This is a genomic window from Brevibacterium sp. S111, assembly GCF_004745075.1.
GTDB lineage: Bacteria > Actinomycetota > Actinomycetes > Actinomycetales > Brevibacteriaceae > Brevibacterium.
The window spans coordinates 1-19,720 of the sequence record NZ_RHFH01000013.1 but is presented as its reverse complement, the minus strand read 5'-3'; the positions used below and the strand labels follow the sequence as shown (position 1 = coordinate 19,720).

At 63.3% G+C, this 19,720-nt stretch carries 18 protein-coding genes; 12 read left to right on the top strand and 6 right to left on the bottom strand.

The genetic code is table 11. The annotated features are described in order from the left end of the window. Nucleotides 1–94 precede the first annotated feature (94 nt). The gene (locus EB836_RS14350; protein WP_135541593.1) at nucleotides 95–298 is read left to right on the top strand and encodes a hypothetical protein; all 204 of its coding nucleotides are present in this window, start codon (nucleotides 95–97) and stop codon (nucleotides 296–298) included. A 120-nt stretch (nucleotides 299–418) separates the two neighbouring features. Here EB836_RS14350 and EB836_RS14345 read toward each other — a convergent pair whose 3' ends face one another. Further along, nucleotides 419–1,306, bottom strand: coding sequence for an aminotransferase class IV (locus tag EB836_RS14345; RefSeq protein WP_135541591.1), 888 nt, complete (start codon nucleotides 1,304–1,306; stop codon nucleotides 419–421). Then, entirely contained in the window at nucleotides 1,303–2,409 is a 1,107-nt protein-coding gene (locus EB836_RS14340; protein WP_135541589.1) for a VIT1/CCC1 transporter family protein, read from the bottom strand. Before EB836_RS14340 ends, EB836_RS14345 begins: the two co-directional genes overlap by 4 nt. Before the next feature lie 355 nt (nucleotides 2,410–2,764). On the opposite strand from EB836_RS14340, the gene EB836_RS14335 reads away from it, so the two are divergent. From EB836_RS14335 to EB836_RS14320, 4 genes are all read left to right on the top strand, one after another. Continuing rightward, nucleotides 2,765–4,756 (top strand): M28 family peptidase, encoded by a 1,992-nt coding sequence (locus tag EB836_RS14335; RefSeq protein ID WP_135541587.1) that lies wholly within the window; start codon nucleotides 2,765–2,767, stop codon nucleotides 4,754–4,756. A gap of 213 nt (nucleotides 4,757–4,969) precedes the next feature. Next, a complete protein-coding gene (locus EB836_RS14330) occupies nucleotides 4,970–5,431 on the top strand; it encodes a DUF3817 domain-containing protein (RefSeq protein WP_135541585.1) in 462 nt (153 codons plus the stop codon). Nucleotides 5,432–5,534: 103 nt separating this feature from the next. Further along, a complete protein-coding gene (locus EB836_RS14325) occupies nucleotides 5,535–7,271 on the top strand; it encodes an SPFH domain-containing protein (RefSeq protein WP_135541583.1) in 1,737 nt (578 codons plus the stop codon). A 184-nt stretch (nucleotides 7,272–7,455) separates the two neighbouring features. Then, on the top strand, nucleotides 7,456–8,364 hold the full coding sequence (locus tag EB836_RS14320; protein WP_135541581.1) for a cation diffusion facilitator family transporter: 909 nt from the start codon (nucleotides 7,456–7,458) through the stop codon (nucleotides 8,362–8,364). A gap of 58 nt (nucleotides 8,365–8,422) precedes the next feature. Here EB836_RS14320 and EB836_RS18290 read toward each other — a convergent pair whose 3' ends face one another. Further along, nucleotides 8,423–8,713 carry a hypothetical protein gene (locus tag EB836_RS18290; protein WP_205683378.1) on the bottom strand — a complete coding sequence of 97 codons (291 nt, stop codon included), beginning with the start codon at nucleotides 8,711–8,713 and terminating at the stop codon, nucleotides 8,423–8,425. Nucleotides 8,714–8,835: 122 nt separating this feature from the next. Here EB836_RS18290 and EB836_RS14310 point away from each other — a divergent pair, with 122 nt between their 5' ends. Genes EB836_RS14310 through EB836_RS14295 form a run of 5 tightly spaced genes read left to right on the top strand, consistent with a single transcriptional unit; the run spans nucleotide 8,836 to nucleotide 13,931 of the window. Beyond that, nucleotides 8,836–12,165: an ABC transporter ATP-binding protein gene (locus tag EB836_RS14310; RefSeq protein WP_135541579.1), complete on the top strand. Its 3,330-nt coding sequence runs from the start codon at nucleotides 8,836–8,838 to the stop codon at nucleotides 12,163–12,165. Beyond that, nucleotides 12,162–12,428 carry a hypothetical protein gene (locus tag EB836_RS14305; RefSeq protein WP_135541577.1) on the top strand — a complete coding sequence of 89 codons (267 nt, stop codon included), beginning with the start codon at nucleotides 12,162–12,164 and terminating at the stop codon, nucleotides 12,426–12,428. The genes EB836_RS14310 and EB836_RS14305 overlap by 4 nt, the downstream gene beginning before the upstream one ends. A gap of 32 nt (nucleotides 12,429–12,460) precedes the next feature. Next, complete coding sequence (locus EB836_RS14300) at nucleotides 12,461–13,480, top strand: hypothetical protein (RefSeq protein ID WP_135541575.1); 1,020 nt, start codon at nucleotides 12,461–12,463, stop codon at nucleotides 13,478–13,480. A 28-nt stretch (nucleotides 13,481–13,508) separates the two neighbouring features. Beyond that, complete coding sequence (locus tag EB836_RS18220; protein ID WP_167854468.1) at nucleotides 13,509–13,658, top strand: hypothetical protein; 150 nt, start codon at nucleotides 13,509–13,511, stop codon at nucleotides 13,656–13,658. A gap of 9 nt (nucleotides 13,659–13,667) precedes the next feature. Beyond that, the gene (locus EB836_RS14295) at nucleotides 13,668–13,931 is read left to right on the top strand and encodes a hypothetical protein (protein ID WP_135541573.1); all 264 of its coding nucleotides are present in this window, start codon (nucleotides 13,668–13,670) and stop codon (nucleotides 13,929–13,931) included. Here EB836_RS14295 and menC read toward each other — a convergent pair. Beyond that, entirely contained in the window at nucleotides 13,905–15,029 is a 1,125-nt protein-coding gene (menC, locus tag EB836_RS14290) for an o-succinylbenzoate synthase (RefSeq protein WP_135541571.1), read from the bottom strand. The two genes, EB836_RS14295 and menC, sit on opposite strands and share 27 nt — an antisense overlap. A 128-nt stretch (nucleotides 15,030–15,157) precedes the next feature. Here menC and EB836_RS14285 point away from each other — a divergent pair, with 128 nt between their 5' ends. Beyond that, nucleotides 15,158–16,126 (top strand): FkbM family methyltransferase, encoded by a 969-nt coding sequence (locus tag EB836_RS14285; protein WP_135541569.1) that lies wholly within the window; start codon nucleotides 15,158–15,160, stop codon nucleotides 16,124–16,126. Nucleotides 16,127–16,261: 135 nt separating this feature from the next. On the opposite strand, the gene EB836_RS14280 is transcribed toward EB836_RS14285, so the two are convergent. Continuing rightward, nucleotides 16,262–17,434: a M20 family metallopeptidase gene (locus EB836_RS14280; RefSeq protein ID WP_135541567.1), complete on the bottom strand. Its 1,173-nt coding sequence runs from the start codon at nucleotides 17,432–17,434 to the stop codon at nucleotides 16,262–16,264. Between the two features lie 157 nt (nucleotides 17,435–17,591). Here EB836_RS14280 and EB836_RS14275 point away from each other — a divergent pair, with 157 nt between their 5' ends. Further along, nucleotides 17,592–19,070 carry a glutamate--cysteine ligase gene (locus EB836_RS14275; RefSeq protein WP_135541565.1) on the top strand — a complete coding sequence of 493 codons (1,479 nt, stop codon included), beginning with the start codon at nucleotides 17,592–17,594 and terminating at the stop codon, nucleotides 19,068–19,070. A gap of 139 nt (nucleotides 19,071–19,209) precedes the next feature. Here the strand turns inward: EB836_RS14275 and EB836_RS14270 are convergent, their stop codons facing one another. Further along, nucleotides 19,210–19,518, bottom strand: coding sequence for a cupin (locus EB836_RS14270; RefSeq protein ID WP_096161862.1), 309 nt, complete (start codon nucleotides 19,516–19,518; stop codon nucleotides 19,210–19,212). Between the last annotated feature and the right edge of the window lie 202 nt (nucleotides 19,519–19,720).

Here is a 19,720-nt window from a genome sequence, read left to right as displayed (position 1 = left end):
GGGGGATGTGCGAATGACCTCGGCCGGGATAGCTTGAGATGACGATTCGGTGGGACGCGGGAAGGTCCGTGCCGAATCGTGACGAGAAAGGCGCATGATGCTGAGGAAGTGGAAGACGAGGATCGTCACCGCACTGTTCGTCTGTGGTGGCCTCGGATTCCTGCTGGTGCTGCTGCCCGGCCTGTCCGGTGTTTTCTGGCCGTTGTGGTTGGCCAGCTGCACCGTCTGCATCCTCGGGCTCGTGCTCGCCTTCACCCTCCCCTCGTCGGCACCCGCCGACACCCTGCCCCGGGCCTGAGGGTCCGGGGCAGCGCATCCCTGCTTGCCTCCCACCCGCAATGCCGACCGGCGAGACCCGCGGATCATACGAACCGTCGGCCGAGAGTCTCAGCCGAAGAGCCTCGCCGAACTGCCGGCTTCAGCCCGCGCGGACGATCGCTTGGAACCTCGCGGTGAGCTCCTCGTCGACGGGAATCGCATTCCCATCGAGTTCGCGCAGTGCCACGGCCGTGCGCATCGACGAGACGAACCACGCCGCATCGGCGGTCTTGACGTCTTCGAGGCGCAGATCGGCGTACTCGGCGCGCAGCCCCACCTCTTCGGCGCGATCGAAGATCAGCCTCTGCGTCGTACCGGCGAGCAGACCCGCTTCGGGGTCCGGGGTGAGGAGGCGGTCGCCTCGGCGGATGATGAGATTCGCGGTCGGGCCCTCGAGGACGATGCCGTCATGGGAGACGAAGAGCGCCTCTTCGGCGCCATGCGCCGCGGCATAGCGGCCGGCTGCCTGGTTGACGGCATAGGACAGGGTCTTCGCCCCGATGAGCAGCCACGGGGCCTTGCTGCCGATATACGCGTCGAAGCCGCGGTCGAGGCTCACTGCCGTGACGCCCTGCGCCCGTGCGGAGCGGATGTGGTCGTCCACGGGCACCGGGAACGCCCACCCGCGGGGCCGGAACTGTCCGTCAGCGCCCTGCTGGCCGCGGGACATCGCGTAGCGGATCCCGAACTCGCTGATTCCCGGCTCGGCGTCGGCCACCTCGGCGATGATCGCGTCGATGACCCGATCCCACAGCCCCTCGTCGGGATCCGGCAGCTCCAGCGCCGAGGCGGAGCTGCGGAACCGTGTGAAGTGCCGTTCGCGATTGACGACGGTGGCACCGTCGACGCCCATGCTGACGAGGACGGTTTCGAAGATTCCGTCCCCGCGATGGGCGGAGTGATCGGTGACCGGCAGCTGCGCGGCGGCCAGGTCGGCGAATTCGAAACTCGCGGTGGTGGGATCGACGAGGACGAGCGGATCGCTCATGCGGTACCTCCGAAGAACAGGCCGAGGATGTAGGTGATGGCGGCGGCCCCGAAGCCGATTCCGAGCTGACGCAGCGCGCGCGGTCCGGGGGACTTGCCCGAAAGCAGACCGACGATGCCGCCGGTGAACAGCAGGGCGATGCCGACGAGGCCGGCGGACAGGAATACGGCGGGCAGCCCGGACATGCCGAAGATATAGGGCAGGATCGGGATGAGGGCACCGGAGGAGAAGAAGCAGAAACTTGAGACGGCGGCGCCGAGGCCGGTGCCGAGTTCGTCGCGATCGACCCCGGAGTCGACGGTCGGCAGCTTCGGCGCCCGCTTGTTCTTCGCTGCCGCGATCGTGCGGTTCGCGCGCGCTTCGGCCTCCCGGGCGTCCATGCCGCGAGCACGGAAGACGAGGGCGAGCTCATTGGCGTCGATGTTGAGGTCGGCCAGAGCGTGCCGCGACTCGGGATCCGGGGTCGAGGCTTCGAGGAGTTCGCGTTGAGAGCGCACGGAGATGTACTCACCGGCACCCATCGACAGGGCTCCGGCGAGCAGACCGGAGGCGCCGGTGAGCAGGATGACCGTGTTCGACACGCCGGCCGCGCCGACGCCGAGGACGAGCGCGAGGTTCGAGACCAGCCCGTCGTTGGCGCCGAAGACGGCGGCACGGAAGTTGCCGGACAGGCGGGCTCGGGAGCGGGCGGCCAGGGCCCGGACCACCTCGGCGTGGATGCGTTCGTCGGCCGCCATCTCCGCCGAAGCCGCCTCGTCGTCCTCATAGGGAGAGCTCGTCTCGGACTGCTGTGCCAAGGCGAGGACGAAGACCGAACCGAACATCCGGCCGAGGAAGGCGAGGCAGCGGGTGACGAGGTCGGCGGAGCGACGCTTCTCCGCATGTTCGCCCAACAGCGTGATCCAGTGCTCCTGGTGGCGGGATTCGGCGGTGGCGAGGCTGAGGAGGATCTCGCGGTCTTCGCCCGTGCGGCGTTCGGCGAGGTCGCGGTACACGCGTTCCTCGAGCCGTTCGTTGGCGAGGTAGCGCTGCCAGCGGCGAATGGTCCGTCTGTCAGGTGAGGCGGGCTGCTGGGCCCCACCGACGGAGTCGTTGGTCGTCACTGGCCCGAGTCTAATCCGGCGCGCGGGGTTCGGTACAGGCGGGTGCCGGCGGGCTGCGTGGTCGCGCTCCAGTGCGCATGAAATCAACGAGTGACCGGTTGTTATCAATTCGTGACATTAAACCCGGCGAATGTCGACTAGATTAAAGCCCAATGTGAGTTGTGTCACCGTTTCGTTATAGAAGAATGTGATTCGTTACCAACGGCGAGTCATGACGGAACGTCAGAATCGAGCTTCCCCGCAAGCGCAGTCGTGGAGGCCGCCACCGATATGGACAGCCATGTCGGAGCGGTCGATTCCGGCGCGCCTTCCCCAGCGATTCCTCGGGCACAGACGAAGGAGCGAAAGGAACTCCATGAAGTTGCGCACGAAGAGCTGGCTGGCGATCACCGCCTCGGCCGGCCTGATTCTGGGCGGGGTGAGTCCGGCGCTGGCCGCAGGCCCCGCCGGCCCGACCGAACACACCGACATGGGCGTCAACGGTGACGCCGTGATGGATCATCTGCAGAAGCTCTCCGACATCTCGACCTCGCATACGGACGAAGGATTCCGTGCGTTGGGCACCCCCGGCTACGAAGAGGCCGTGGAATACGTCGAGGACACCCTCGAGGCCACAGGCGCCTTCGACGTCACTCGTCAGGCCTTCCAGCATGATCAGCAGAAGTTCCCCACTGTCGCGGTCAGCGTCGACGGGGAGGAGCTCGAGGTCGTACCCGCCGAGTACACCGAGGGCACGACCGAACCGCTGACCGACCTGCCCATCGTGCTGCCGGTCGATGACGACTACAGCGACCTGGCAGGCGGACAGCTCGGCTGTGAGGCCGGCGACTACGACGACAGTGCCGAAGGTGCGCTCGTGCTCGTCGTCCGCGGGGAATGCGCCTTCGGGGAGAAGACCCAGGCCGCCACCGATGCCGGAGCCGCCGCAGTCCTGCTCTACAACAACGACGAAGAGAACCCCGACGATGCGCTCAACGCCACCCTCGGCGAGCGCACGGAGGGCAATGCTCCCACTGTGGGGGCGAGCTTCAACATCGGCAACGATGTCCTCACCCAGGTCCAAGAGGCCGCCGAAGACGAGGCCCCGACCGCGGACTTCACCCTGGAGACCGAGTTCACCACCTCGACGACCTGGAACGTCATCGCCGAGACCAAGGCGGGCGATCACGACAACGTCCAGATGCTCGGTGCTCATCTCGACAGCGTCGAAGAGGGCCCCGGAGTCAACGACAACGGTTCCGGCTCCGCAGCCCTCCTGGCCAGCGCCGAGGCGCTCGCTCAGCAGCCGTCCGACGTCGACAACGCCATCCGCTTCGGGTGGTGGGGAGCTGAGGAGGAAGGCCTCGTCGGCTCGACCCACTACGTCGAGAGCCTCGACGATGCGGAACTGGGCAAGATCCAGTCGTACATGAACTTCGACATGATCGGCTCGGACAACTTCATCGTCGGCACCCTCGACTCCGACGGCTCCGATGTGCCGATTCCCGACGACGTCAACGTCCCCGAAGGCTCGGCCGAACTCGAGAAGATCTTCACCGACTACTTCGCGGACATCGACCAGCCGAACGTCGGCACCGATTTCTCCGGACGCTCGGACTACCAGGCGTTCATCGACAACGGCATTCCTGCCAGCGGCCTGTTCTCCGGCGCAGACGGCACGAAGACCGCCGAAGAAGCCGAGATGTTCGGCGGCACGGTCGGGGCGAAGCACGACACGAACTACCACCAGCCCACCGACACGATCGAGAACGTGAGCAAGGAGTCGATCGACATCTTCGCTCCGGCGATCGGATTCGCCGTGCACACGCTGGCCTACGAGCTCGTCGACGCCCCGACGACCCCGCCGACGGATCCGCCGACGGATCCGACCGATCCTCCGACCCAGACCCCGACCGACACGCCTGCCGAGCGGGCGCTGAGCATCGATCCGACGACGATCGAGGCCGAGGCCTTCGTCGGTGACAAGGGAGTCCAGGTCACGGCCACCGGCTGCACCGCCGACACCACGGCGACGATGAACGTCGACCCGCAGAACGGGAAGATCGAGAAGTTCGAGCAGACCGCGACGGTCGACGCGGACAGCACGGCACGCTTCGGAGTGCGCGGACTCGATGACTCGATGGTCGACAGCTACATCGGCACCTATGCCGTCACCGTCGACTGCGACGGGGGCGAGCCGCTGACCGGATCCTTCGAAGTCGTCGCCGCCGAAGACGGCTCCGGTGGCGGTGGCGGGGGAGACCTGCCCCGCACCGGCAACGAGGCCATGCCGCTGATCATCTCGGCCGGAGCGCTCATCGTGCTCGGTGTCCTGATGACTCTGGGCTCGCGTCGTCGCCGCGACTGAGAATCACACACCCACGGGTCGGTGACCGATGAGGTCGCCGACCCGTGTGGTCATTCACCCGGCGGAGCTGCGGGCATTCGACTCGCTGGCGTGGGGTCGCCGCCGTACGGATGCTCGTTTCGCCGCCGCGGGGTCGTTCGCTCCGCTGAGACGAATCCGCTCGGTCGGCGGTCTTCAGCTCACGTCCAACCCGACCAGGGACAATGGACTTCTGTGACTCCAAAACGTTTCTTCACATTCTTCGCAGTGGCCGAGACCGTCACCTGGTCTCTGCTCATCATCGGCATGATCCTCAAGTACGTCACGCACACCACCGAGGTGGGGGTGCGGATCGGCGGGGGCATCCACGGCTTCATCTTCATCTGCTTCGTCATCGCCGTCATCGGCGTCGGAACCTCGCAGCAGTGGAGCAAGCGGCGCATCGCCACGGGGCTCGGCTCGGCGATCATCCCCTACGCCACCATCCCGTTCGAGCGATCCGTCGAGAAGACCGGATCCCTCGAGGGCGAGTGGGGGCTCGGCCGCCGCGGTCGCGCGCCGGTCGGCTGGTTCGAGAAGCTCACCTCGTGGTGCATTCGGTACCCGTGGTGGGCCATCGGCATCGGCGTGGTCTTCGTCATCGTCGTCTTCTCGGGTCTGCTCGTGGCGGGCCCGCCCTGGGAATGGGGCAGATGATCGGCAGGTCCGCCCTGTTCTGTGTCGGTGGGCTCGCTTAGGATGAGTGGGGTCGGCCGGTGATCGGCCGACGGCACACCCCACTGCGATGAAAGGCCCACTGATGGACCTGCTACTCGGCGCCGGAGGAATCGGCGTCCTCGTCCTCGTCATTCTGATCGCACTGTTCGTGATCCTCCGCTCCTACAAGATCGCCTCCCCGTCCGAGGCGCTCATCATCACCGGGCGGAACGCATCGGGCGCTTCGGGCACCGGTCGCATCGTCATCGGCGGTCGCTCTGTCGTCTATCCGATCGTGCAGAAGGCGTTCATCCTCTCGCTGTCCTCGCGGCAGATCTCCGTCGAGATCGACGGCATCTCCATCAACGGCATCGCGCTGCGGCTGCGCGGCGTGGCGCAAGTCAAGGTCGGCGGCACCGAGGACGATGTGCGCAGGGCCGCGCAGCGCTTCCTCGACCAGCAGGATCAGATCGACCACTATTCGAAAGAGATCCTCTCCGGCACGCTGCGCGCCGTGGTCGGCACGCTCACGGTCGAGCAGATCATCCAGGACCGGGCCTCCTTCGCCGCTCAGGTGCAGGAGGAATCTGCGCACTCGATGAACAACCAGGGCCTCATCATCGACACCTTCCAGATCTCGGCGGTCGAGGATGAAGGCAGCTACCTGCGCGACTGGGGCCGTCCGCAGGCCGCCGAGGTGGCGAAGAACGCCGCCATCGCCGAGGCGAACGCCGGCCGCGCCTCCGCTGTTGAGGAAGCGCAGCAGAACGAAGAGACGCAGAAGCAGCAGGCGCTGACCGACCAGGCGATCGCCGAACAGCAGCAGCAGCTCGCGCTGCGTCGTGCCGCTCTGAAGGAAGAAGCCGATCAGCGTCAGGCCACTGCCGACAACGCCGGCCCCTTGGCCGCTGCGGCGGAGAAGCAGAAGCTGCTCGAACGCGATCGCGTGGTGGCCAAGGAGGCCGCAGAGCTGCGCGCCGAACAGCTCGACGCCGAAGTGCGTCGTCCAGCCGATGCCGAGCGCTATCGGCAGCAGGCGACCGCCGATGCCAGGGCCTACGAGATCGAGGCGCAGGGTCGGGCTGAAGCCGCGGCCGAGCTGCACCGTCGGTCGAAGGACGCCGAGGCGATCCGGCTCGAGGGCGAAGCCGAAGCCGATGCGATCCGGGCGCGCGGTGAAGCCGAAGCCGAGGCGCTGCAGGCGCAGGCCGAGGCGTACAAGCAGTTCAACGATGCGGCCGTGCTGTCGAAGGTGCTCGAAGTGCTGCCGACCGTGGCCGGCGAGCTCGTGGCGCCGTACGCGAACATCAAGGATCTTTCGATCGTGTCCACCGACGGAGAGTCGAAGCTGGCGAACTCCGTGTCGAACAACCTCGCGCAGGTGCTCGAAGTGGTGCGGGGCACGACCGGTGTCGACCTCACCGATCTCGTGGCCAAGGCGAAGGGCTCCGGCGGGGCGGGTTCGGCAGGATCGGACGATTCCTCGTCGCCCGAGGGCGGAGGACCGGCCGATTCGTCTGCGTCCTCGGGCGAGGGAACAGATGAGGTTGTCGATGGGGTCGTCGCGGACGGTCCGGCGTCTGCTGGGCCGCGGGCGAACCGCACGAGCTTCGACCCGAAGTCGTTCCTCGATGACAGCGGCGTCGACCTCGACCGGATCGGCGATGAGGTGAAGAAGGCGACCGGCTTCGATGTGCAGTCCTATATCGACGAGGCGAAGCGCCGCCTCGACGAGCGTGGAGCGGCCGGCGGCTCCGGAGAGGATTCGGATTCAGACACGGATTCGGGCTCGGACTCGGATCCGGACTCGGACGAGGGCGATACGCGTTCCGAGGACTGACTGGCTCAGCGGACCCTGTTGTTGATTCAGCGGGCCCCGGTGTACGCGGCACGGGCACCGATCAGACGATCTGGTCGGTGCCCGCTGCCGTTCCCGGCCCCTTCTGTGCGGGTGAGCAACGTCACCGCAGGCACTGTATATAAACGCATGTGCATATGTTAATGTGTTGAGTCGGGAGGTTCATATGGCTCATGATCATTCGCATGGTTCGGGATCGCGGCGTCAGCTGGGAATCGTTTTCGGCATCGTCGCTGCGATCTTCGTCTTCCAGCTCATCGGCTCCGTCATCACCGGCAGTCTCGCGCTGCTCGTCGACACCGGCCACAATGCCGTCGACCTCATCGGCATCGGCATCGCACTCTTCGCGGCGACGCTGGTCAACAAACCGGCCGGTGGGCAGAAGACCTGGGGATTCAAGCGTGCCGAAGTGCTTGCCGCGGGTGCGCAGGCGACTCTGCTGTTGGGCCTCGGCGTCTACAGCCTCATCGAGGGCGTCCGCCGATTCTTCGCCCCGCCTGAGGTGCCCGGGCCGGGCCTGCTGCTCTTCGGGGCCATCGGTCTGGTCGGCAATCTCGTTTCGATCGCCATCCTCAGTTCCTCGAGGGAGAATTCGCTCAACCTCAAAGCGGCATTCCTGGAAGTCATCGCCGATGCGCTCGGGTCCGTGGCCGTCATTCTCGCGGCGCTGTCGATCTGGCTCTTCGGCTGGGAGCGCGCCGACGCGGTGGCGGCGCTGGTCATCGCGGCCCTCATCGTTCCCCGGGCCTTTTCGATCCTCCGAGAGACCGGGTCGATCCTCCTCGAGGTCGCTCCGAAGGAACTCGACCTGGACAAGGTTCGGGAGCATCTCGAATCGGTCGAGCACGTGCAGGAGGTCCACGATCTCCACGTCACCCGCATCGATTCGAACCTGCCGGTGCTCACGGCTCATGTGGTGCTCGCCGACGAATGCTTCTACGACGGACATGCTCCGCGCATCCTCAAGGCTCTCCAGGAGTGCCTGGCCGAGCACCACAAGATTGCGATCGAACACTCGACCTTCCAGTTCGACCGCGCGAAGGATGCCGCTGAGGAGATCCACACCCACGAGTGAGGCGGGGTTCCTTGCCAGCGGTGTCTTGTGGGTGCGAGGACCGCTTTCGACTGCCTGCTCAGGCTGCCACGGTCTCTTCGGCGTTGATGGCTTCGAGCTGAGCAACGATCGCCTCGGTCATCTCGACCGTATTCGACTCGCCGCCCGGGCCCCGAAGCAAGATCCCGGCCCCGGTTGCGTTCTCAGTAGCCCGGCCTACGCGGTCGGCCTCTGCTGCCAGGCCGAACTGGTCGAGCATGAGCGCGGCTGGGTCGCCTTCGACTTCACCGGAACCGTCCTCATCGTGGCACTGGTGCGGGTGATGATCGGAGTCGTGGGTCTCGGGCAGTAGGCAAGGGGCCCGGGGCATCAAACGTTGCTGAAGCGGGTCGTCATTTTGGGTCATACTCGAAATTCATAGTGAAAAAAGACAGAACACTTGTAGGATCAAAGTCACTGGCGACGTAGTTGATCAATCGGGAGACTCCATCGATGCACACCACGAGACTTGCTCCGAACGAGGCCGCAAATGCTGCGGATGGCCTTCAGAATCGTTTTTTGAAGGGGTCTTCGGACGCCAGCAGGAAATTGGCCGCCTTGAAACGTGCACGATCGCAGTGGAACGACGCCGAGAACGACTTGTCTGGATCCGCCGCGCGTACACGATCTGTTCTCAATGCGCACGCGACGCTCGCCGAAGATCTCAAATTTTGGCTACAAGAGAGGCTGTCGGGATCCGATCGGGCATGGTCCGTCCTGACGAAGCTTCATCAGGACGGAAACATACAACCCCTTGAGGTGCCTTACAGACAGAGCGGGCAAGGCGGCATCGATTTCGACTTCTCCAGGATCGACCAGTTGAAGGATGACATCGTCCTGCTCCGTCGAAATCTTGACTTGGCTCGAATTTTCACCGGTGGCGTAAGCCGACGTCTCACGCTCAGCCTTTCATCGTTCGAGGGTGCCCGATTGCACTGCATCGCTATGGCACACGAAACCGCGGAGATGCTCGCTTCGGAGATGGGGCACTTCGACGCTGTCACAAATGAAAACCTTTCGAAGTACCGAGCGCAATTGGCGGCTATCGGCGCAGAACTCAGCAACGAGGTCGACGACGTCCACGGATCTTTTCAGACAGTGATCCGGTCAGTCGGTCCTGGAGCAGTCGGATCTTGGGAAGATGCGGAGCTGCAGAAATGGGAACCACCGGAAAGCGTCGTCCCTCAACACATAGCTCAACTGCGGTATGACAATCCGGAGTTGTCGGAGATCACCAGAACTTCCTTGCAAGTGCCCCTTCTCAAAGACATCAGGAAACTGGGCAATGTTCTTCACCCCTATTCGGGAAAGGCGACTGACCGAGAAGCGTTGGACGCAGTCGTTCGGAACTTCCTCGCTCGAACTATGTGCTCATTTCCTCCGAAGAATCTCAGGGTCGGTGTGATCGACCCGCTGGGCATGGGAAACGCTGTCTCACGATTCATTCGATTGGGCGATTACAATCCGGAGCTCATCTCGGGCAAGGTACGCAGCAATACTGAGTCAATCAAAGACCTGCTCAATACGTTGACTGCACATATCGAAGTCGTGGTGCAGAAGTATCTTCGTGGGACATACCGCTCTTTGGCTGAATACAACGACGACGCAGGCGAGGTTGCCGAGGCTTACCGGCTCTTGATCGTGCAGGACTTCCCTAAGCTGTTCGACGACGACATGCTCCACCAACTGCAGAGGATCATCGAGCATGGACCGAAATGCGGAATATTCACCCTTGTGACCGCTAACACCGATTCGGACGCAGATGACTTTCGCCGTATCGATATCAGCCATTTGCCACGGGATTCTATGGCTGTCACAAACGCGGATTTTGCGCCTGGCTCTGCCTCTCAACTCGGCGACTCGGCGTGGCTGACGGAACTGAGCAACGATCCGATCAGCGAGCTCGGCGAAGAGTATGGAGGCACTGTAATCGACCAGATCGTCGACAAGATTGGTTCGAGCTCCAGGACCCTCGACATCGATACTGCGATCGAAAAGACATTTTCCAAATTCAGCGAAGTAGTTGCAGGAGGCACGAAGTCGGAACTGAGACCGGATTTGAAGGTCCCTGATCTGAGCGACTCTGAAACTTGGTGGCAGAACCGTACGAGTGAGAATGTGGTCGCTCCATTCGGCCGGTCAGGAGCTACGGAAGTCGCTACTCTCCGGCTTGATTCAGGTAATCTCACTGGAGCACTGATCGTTGGCCGCCCTGGATCTGGAAAGTCGACGCTGATCCACACGGTTCTGGCGGGCCTGACAACTATGTATGGGCCAGACGAACTGGAGCTGTATCTCCTCGATTTCAAAGAAGGCGTTGAATTTGCCGACTACGCGGAGCACGGGTTGCCACATGCTTCTTGCATAGCGGTGGAGAGCGAACGCGAGTTGGGAATGAACGTTCTCCAGTCACTTGAGCATGAGCTCAAGCACCGAGCGGACACTTTCAAAGCCACCAAGGTACAGAACATCGGCGGTTATCGCGCCATCGGTCATGAGATGACGAGAATCGTGGTGTTTTTTGACGAATTCCAAGTGCTCTTCAATGATGATGACCGGATTGGACAAGCTGCCGCCAAGTCTTTGGACCAGATCATCAAGCAAGGACGCAGCCACGGAATCCATATAGTTTTGAGCTCCCAGACTCTGAGCGGCATGATCGCAATCAACAAGCAATCCCTCCAACTGCTCAACGTGAGGGTGCTGCTGCCCAGCTCCACAGAAGATGCGATGACTGTGATGGACGATCACAACCCTGCACACCGACTCATCTCGTCGCGAGGTGAAGGAATCCTCAATAACGAGTCGGGGCGCGAGTCTGCCAACGTTCATTTCAAGGGGGCATACGAGGACGCGACTGTCCGGAAAAACAGGCTGGACGTTATGAGAGCCAAGGCCGAAGATGAAGGATTCACTCGAAAGCCCCGCATCTTCGAAAGCGGTACGCAAGCCCACTTGGAAGAGGCCGAAATGGGCCGTTTCACACCTGGCTCGACCGAGGATCCGCAGAGCCAAAGCAAGCCTGTCGTTCTTCGTCCCGGAGACGCTTTCTCACTCCACTCCGACTACTACGTCGAGCTGAAACGGGAAGCCGGCAGCAACATCATTCACGTCGACCGCAATGTCTCGCACCAGCTTGTCGGAACGTTGACTGCTCTGTGGCTTTCTGCGCGGGCGTCGAATCCGTTCATGACGCACGAGATCATCGCCTTCTCTCACATTCTTCCCGCTCTTCAGCAGGTCATCAACGGGCTCGTCGATCAAGGAGTCGCAACGCAGTATTCGAGCAAGAATGCCGAAAGCGCGCTAGCATCCGTAGCCGCAGAGATCGACAGACGGCAAGAAGAACAGGACTTCTCCTCCGCCCCCATCCTTCTCACGCTCTATGGACTCCAGAAGGCCCGTGACCTCGACCCCAACAGCTTTTCCACTTCGATGAGCTTTGATGACGAACCAAGCGTCTCCTTGCACGAGCTGATCGAAAGAATCGCATCTGAAGGGCCAGAAGTCGGAGTGCATATCGTCGCAACAGTGGATACGGCTCAAGGACTTGAGAAGAGGCTCAGCCGCAAGGTTCAACACGAATTCTCCTTTCGGCTCATCGGCGCAATGTCGAACGAAGACATCGGCCAACTCACATCGGCGACCGTTCGTGTCCGTCCTGACCAAGGACAGATGCTTTACTACGACCTCGATACCGGAGAAACGAAGAAGTATCTTCCGTACGTACTGAACGATACGGACTGGGTGGCGAAAGCCCTGACTCTAGGAGAAACGATATGAGCGACCGTGTCCACGCCAATGCCCCCGAACTCGAGGCCTTCTCACGACGGCTCCGCAGCAACGGCGAGAACGTCGTCAAACTCGCCAAGGAACTCGAGTACACGCTTCGCACGATCGACTGGAATGATCGGGTCAAAGACCGCATTGATCACGATGTCCATGACGCGACTCTTGGACTGAAGAAGTTGGCCGAGAGTCTGTTTGACCATTCTCGCGAAGTCGATGCCAAGTCCCGGCAACTCAGGGACTTCCTTGGGCGATGAGTTCTGAGAAAGTCAGCTCCAGCCATGGAGCCTTGAGCTCGCTGTCGACGAGTTTGCTGGCATTCCGATCCGGATTCGACTATTCGGCCCGCAATGTTGATCGCTCTCTGCAGTCAAGTGCACACGATGCCGATCAAGCAGTGTCGGGTCGTCGGAGAGATCTCGATGCCGCTGTCGGCGACCGAGTGAAGGCACAAGCTCGTTTATATTCAGCGGAATCCGAGTTGTCCGCGGCAGAGAGCGAACTCGCCGACGCTCTCGATGAGGACCCGCGTTACAGTGGGAATTCTGTGGGATTTGCTCGAACACGGGTGGCGAGAGCGGAGAGCGAGCTTCGCGCCGCGTCCGAGAATCTCCGGGAGGCAGAGGAACGAGAACGCGAGACACGTCGGCTGTTGGAGCGAAGTGAAAACGCACGACGGCGGATTCATTCGGCGCTCGATGAGTATCGCCAATCATTCAGCAGCGCGAGAGCCGCTGAGACGGCCATCGCCACGGCGGCTTTGACGAAACTGTCTATTCTCAAGGGAGTTCTCGGCGCCTATCTGAGCAGTTCTTCTTCGAAGTCTTCAGCATTTCGGTCGGGTTCGACTGGAGTGTCTTCAGTGCCGTCTGCAATGTCAGGTGGTGTCTTAACCGATTCGGATGCCGGGCCCGACTGGAGCGCCTACCTGTTGAGACCAGACACTTCACAGATTCAAGTCGCACCGCTTGATCAAAGTCTGCTCGAAGTCCTAGACGCAGGAGCACTCAAAACGAGCGAGTCCGAAACAGCCGCCTTTGACATGCTCATCAAGCGCTGGGACAAGGGAGGGGCCGCGATGTTCAGGCGCAATCCGTCTTTGGAAAACTTCAGGGCTCGAGATGCACGTGAGGGGCTGAGCGGCACAGATTCGTACGAGGCAATGTTCGACCTGATCACAGCCGACCCTGTCACCGTCAACCCGATTACGGGAGCCGTTCGGTCTGGCCACCTGCTGCTCCGAGCCTTGGTGAACGCAGGAGCTGACATGATTCCGATGCGGTTCGAAGGCGTCGATAGTGATGATTGAGGACACGGCTCTTACGTTGAGGAAGTCGATGCGCGATATCAAGCTCAATTGGAACGACTCACAGGCGGACAAAGTCGAGTCAGAATTGATCGTGCCTCTGATCGCGAACGCCATGAGATTGAGTCAGCAAGCCGATGATGCGCTCGCAACAGTTGCCCGCGCACGAGAAGAACTGTAGAGGAAGTATATGAATCTCCCTGAATTCGGCCTCCCCGAACGGCTTAATGTCCCGCCTTTCGGCGAGCAGCAGTCTCGGTTGGGGCGGCAGATCCTCCTCGGTGTGAAAGTGGCCGCGATACTCTTCGTTGTCTGGTTGATCATCTTCGGGATCACCTCTTGCATGAACGCGATCAACGACATGATGAGCCTGCCGACCGGCGGAGGTGTGGAATCCCCAATCCGCGTTGAAGCTACATCTCTTGAATCACTGCCCGGGCAGGATCTCCACTGAATCGGTGCGGAAGCGTTCGAGCTTTTCCGGGTCGATCGAGACGCCGAAGCCGACGCCGGTGGGGACGTCGACCTTGCCGTCGTACATGACGATCTCCTCGGTGATGTCCTCGCGGAAGAAGCGGTTCGAACCGGAGATGTCGCCGGGCAGGGTGAAGCCCGGCAGAGAGGCCAGGGCCGCGTTCGCCGCCCGCCCCAGACCGGTTTCGACCATTCCGCCGTGCCACACGGCGACACCGTGAGCGGCGGCGAGATCATGGATCTTCTTCGCTTCGATGAACCCGCCGACCCGTCCGGGTTTGATGTTGATCACCGAGGTGGCTCCGAGCATGATCGCGTCGGCGGCCGCCTCGGCGGAGACGATGGACTCGTCGAGGCACATCGGGGTGTCCATGAGCTTCGCCAGTTCAGCATGCTGCCGGATGTCGGCCTCGCCGAGGGGCTGTTCGATGAGCAGGAGCCCGAATTCGTCGAGGCGGCGCAGGTGGGCGGCATCGACGAGGGTGTAGGCGGCGTTCGCATCGACCTGGAATCCGAAGTCATCGCCGAAGGCCCTGCGCACAGCGGCCACCGGGGCAATGTCCTTGCCGGGTTTGATCTTCAGCTTGATCCGGGCGTAGCCCTCTTCGAGGTAGCCGCCGATGACGTCGACGGTCTCCTCGACGGAATCCTGAATGCCGACCGACACACCCGAGGGCACCGAGTCGACGACCCCGCCGAGGTAGTCCTTGAACGACTGGTCGTTGAGTTTGAGCTGGGCTTCGATGACAGCCATCTCGAGAGCCGACTTCGCCATCGGATGACCGATGACATGACGCAGATGCCATGACACCGTCTCCGCGGTGAGGTCCTCGACGTCGAAGAGCAGCGGGGCCAACCAGCGACGAGTGACGTCGATGCCGGCGGCGACGTATTCGGAGGAGTAGAGCGGGGAGATCATCGCCACGGACTCGCCCCAGCCGGTGATCTCACCCTTGGCCGTGTCGAACACCGCTTCGACGAGGTAGCAGTCCTTCTCAGTCTCCCGCATGAACGAGGTCTCGAACGGTGTCACGAGCGGAATCGAGACCTGGTGAAGGGTGACTGACTTGAGTTTCATGTGCCGGGCTCCTAATGCGCAACTCTGCGGGTGGGTCTTCGCCTCCACCTTATGCCAGGCTCTGGAGCGGTGGTGCGGCGGTTGATAGTGTGAGCGAAAGTCGTCCTGTCGGCAAGGGGGCCATCGTCATGAAAGACCACCTGAGGACGCTCACCGCGCGCAGACAATCGTGGTTCGGGCTCAAACTGCCCGTGAAGAAGGCGCTCGCCCAGCCGATGCTCCACCCCCTGCTGCGCACGGTCGCGCCGCGGCTCAGAGGTGTGAAGATCGGCCGTCTGCCCGCTCCGATCGAACTCACCGAGGTGCGCGGACGTGCCGGTGGAACCGACTTCATCCTCGTCGAGCCCTTTCGCTGCGAGATCGCCAAGGAGTTCTACTGGGGGCGCGGCCGACGCACCGAACCCGAAGACGCCTTTGCTCTTGACCTCATGGTCGCTCTCAGCGCCGACGCCGAGGCGTTCCTCGACATCGGCGCCTACACCGGGGTGTTCACGATGGCCGTCCTCGCCGCGAATCCGCGGGCCCGCGCCCATGCCTTCGAGATCATCCCCGCAGTGGTGGCGGGGATGGAGAAGAACATCGCCCGCAACGGACTGAGCGACCGTGTCACCGTCCACCCCACAGGGGTCGGCAGTCCCGACACCTGGATGAAGGTGCCCCTCGGTGACGGGGGATCGGCCCTGCCGTCGTTCTACTCCGCCGACATGAGCTTCGACTCCGACGCCGAGGTGCGCTTCACCTCCCTCGACGCACTCCTGCCCGATCTGCTCGAGGAGACGCACAGGGCGGGCGTGGGCGAAGACTTGACGGTGACCATGAAGGTCGACGTCGAAGGCGGTGAGAACGATGTCTTCGCCTACGGGCAGGAATTCCTCGCCGCCTTGCGCCCGGACATCCTCTGCGAAGTCCTCGACGACCGAGCGAAACCACGGGAGCTCATGCGCCACCTCGGCGGGCACGGCTACCACTACTACCTCGTCGGGGAGGACCGGCTGTTTGCCCGGAAGACGATCCGGCCGGACCCGCAGCTGCGTGACTGGCTGTTCACATCGAAGTCGCCCGAGCAGATGCGCTCGGCCGGTTACCCCGTCGACTGAACGCACCGGTCCCATCGCCCGGACGCGGCCGGCGGGCACCCGCGACAAGGTCCGGCCGGTGCCGCGACACGGGCCTACCGGCACTCATGACAAGAGTCGGCCGGCCTCTCGCGCAGTCGTGCGCGCGGCGTCGACTCAGCCCTTGAGCTGATCGGCGATGAGAGCCGCGAGGAGTGCGGTGCGGGGTGCGATCTCGTCGATGACGGCGTGCTCATGCTCGGCATGCGCCCCATCGCCGACGGCACCGAGACCATCGAGCGTGGGAATGCCGTCACCGGCGGTGAAGTTCCCATCCGAGGCCCCACCCACGGACACGCCCTCCGGTGTGCGAAGCCCGAGCTCGGCCGCCAGAGAGGTGGCGCGGTCGAACAGCGCCGCCGACTGCTCGGGTTCGAACGGCGGCCGGTTGATCCCGCCGAGCACCTCGGTCGACGAGCCGTCCACCTGCGGGTTCGCAGCCAACTCGCGGATCTGCGCATCGACGCGTTCGAGTTCTGCCGCGGTTCGGGCGCGCACATCGATGTCCACCCGCGCCTCGGCGGGCACCGTATTCGACGTCGTTCCAGCACTGATCACGGTCGGGACCACCGTCGTCCCGGCTGAAGCGTCGGCGAGATCGGCCACGAGCGGCAGGGTCAGGGCCAGGGCCATCCCCGCGTTGATCCCCTTCTCCGGTTCGAGTCCGGCATGCGAGGCCCTGCCCGAGAACTTCAGTACGTAGTTGCTCGTGCCCTTGCGTTCGAGTTTGAGCGCACCATTCGCGCTCGCCTCCATGACGAACACGGCCCGTGCTTCGGCCGCCTCGGCGCGGATGAGCTCCGACGACGTCAGCGAACCGATCTCCTCATCGCCGGTGATGAGGATCGACAGGCCCTCCAGCGCGCCCTCGCCGAGGAGGTCACGCAGGATCGCGGTCGCGTGCACGCTCATGACCGCCCCGGTGAGCATGTCGAAGCTGCCGGGCCCCCGCAGAATCCCGTCGGCGGTGGAGAAGGGGATGCGCTCGAGCGTGCCGTGCGGCCACACTGTGTCCTGGTGGTTGAGCAGGACGACGCGTGCCGGACCGGTGCCGAAACGCAGCCGCAGGTGGGCGGTGCCCTCGACCTCGAGCAGCTCCGCCTCGGCGCCGAGGCGGTCGCGCAGCAGTGCGGCGAAATCCCGTGCCCCGGTGGCCACGGCCTCCTTGTCGCTCGAAGGAGTCTCAATCGAGATCACACGTTCGATGTCGGCGAGGATGTCGGGCAGACGGTGGTCCGCCTGAGCGACGAGTTCAGTGGGCTGGAATCCGGATGCAGGGGTCGAAGTCATAGCTCGATTCTACGGAGAGCCCGTTGTCGCTTTCGGCGGTGTCCGGATGGTGTGACCGGGGTCGACCTGCGCCGTGACCGCTCCCTGACCGCATCGTGACTGAACGCCGAGGCACATCACCGCCCACAAACCCCGCCGACTGTGGTTTGCTAGTTCCATGGGTGAGGCAGTCAGCTCGAAGCGGTATACGCCGGAAGAACGCACACTGTATCGGGAGAAGCTTGCAGAGAATCTCGAGCTCTTCGATACCTACCTTCGTCATGCGGATTTCAAATCGGCGGGCACGATCGGGCTCGAACTCGAGCTCAACCTCGTCGACGGTGAGAACCAGCCGAGCCTGCGCAACAAGGACGTGCTCGATCGCCTCGACGACGACTATCAGTCAGAGATCGGCGCTTTCAACCTCGAGCTCAACCACCCGGTGCTGCAGGTGGCCGGGCGGGGGCTGAAGACCCTCGAGGCCGGTGTCGCCCACCGTCTGGAGAAGGCGCAGAAGGCCGCTGAGGCGGAGGGACTGAGCATCGTGTCGATCGGGACCCTGCCGACGCTGACCACGCAGTTCCTCAGCGACGAGAGGTGGATGACCGAAGAGAACCGCTACGAAGCGCTGAGCAACTCGGTCATCGATGCGCGCGGCGAGTATGTGCGCATCGAACTCGGCCGGGACGAACGGTACAGGGCGGAGTTCGCCGATATCGCCCCCGAATCCTCATGCACTTCGATGCAGCTGCACCTGCAGGTGGCCCCGAACCGGTTCGCCGATGCGTGGAACGCCTCGCAGGCGATCGCCGCGGCGCAGGTGGCCATGGGCGCGAACTCCCCGCTGTTCGTCGGTCGCAAGCTGTGGCACGAATCCCGGATCCCCGTATTCTCCCAGTCCATCGACACCCGCACTCCCGAGCTGGTCAACCAGGGGGTGCGCCCACGCGTGTGGTTCGGCGAACGGTGGATCACCAGCGTGTTCGACCTCTTCGAGGAGAACGTCCGCTACTTCCCGCCGCTGCTGCCCGAGATCAAGGACTTCGTCGAGTTCCGGGCCGCGGATGCCCCGAAGCTCTTCGAACTCAACCTGCACAACGGTACGGTGTGGCGGTGGAACCGGCCGATCTACAACTCCGGTGACAACGGCGCCCACATCCGAGTCGAGAACCGTCTGCTGCCGGCCGGTCCGACCCCGGTCGACATGGTGGCCGACGCCGCTTTCTACTACGGACTCGCCGAATTCCTCGTCGGAGAGAACCGCCCAGTGTGGTCGCGGATGTCGTTCGCCGAGGCGGAGGAGAACTTCTTCGCCTGCGCCAAGGACGGCATCGAGGCACGTGTGACCTGGCCGAAGATCGGGCGCATCGGCGTCGCCGACCTCGTCACCGATGTGCTCGCACCCCAGGCCAGGCGCGGTCTGTCACGACTGAACATCGACAATGACGTCATCGACGAATACATGTCGATCATCGAGGGCCGCGCCGAGAGTCGCATCAACGGTGCGACCTGGCAGCTGCGCATGCTCGACCGACTGGCGCCGGGCAGCGCCCCGGGGTCGACCGAGCGCAGCGAGGGACTGAAGGCGATGATGGACGCCTACTTGGCCAACCAGGCGACGGGAGCCCCGGTCCACACCTGGGACATCCCCGACTGAGGGCGCTTTCTGCCGAGAAATGGTCGCAATCGGACACTCTGCGCCAAATGTAGGTCGCAATCGGATACTTCTGGCGCTTCGAAGTATCCGATTGCGACCTATTTTCTGAGCCTGAACTCGAAATCGCGCGACCGCAGCCTCAGAGGCGTTCGATCTCGACGAAGACGACGTCGGCGCTGCCTCCGGGATTCGAGACCTCGTGTTCGGAGCCGGCGGGGCGGGTGTAGGAGATGCCGGCCTCGAGCTCGGCGCGGATCTCGGTGCCGTCGGAGTTGCGCACAAGCATCGTGTCGGTGACCATCGGCACCACGACGTACTCGTACTCATGTCTGTGCATCGGAATGACGCCGTCGGGCCTGATCGTCCACTTCGTCACCCGGAACACGCCGTTGTCGAGCTGGACCTCTCCTGCCGAACCGGTGTCTGCTGCGGAGCTGTCTGCGGTCATTGCGATCTCCTTCGATGCGTGAGCGGATGCCTGAACGGACGTGATTACGCCACTGTATCGCCCGGCAGCCCGCACTTCGGCGACTCGCCCCGAACCGATCCACCCGGGCTAGCATGAGGGGTATGCGATACCCGCGTGAGAAGAAGTGAGATGATGACTGCCCGCACCCCCGCCGAGGCGGCAGGAACGGACGCGGCGGGAG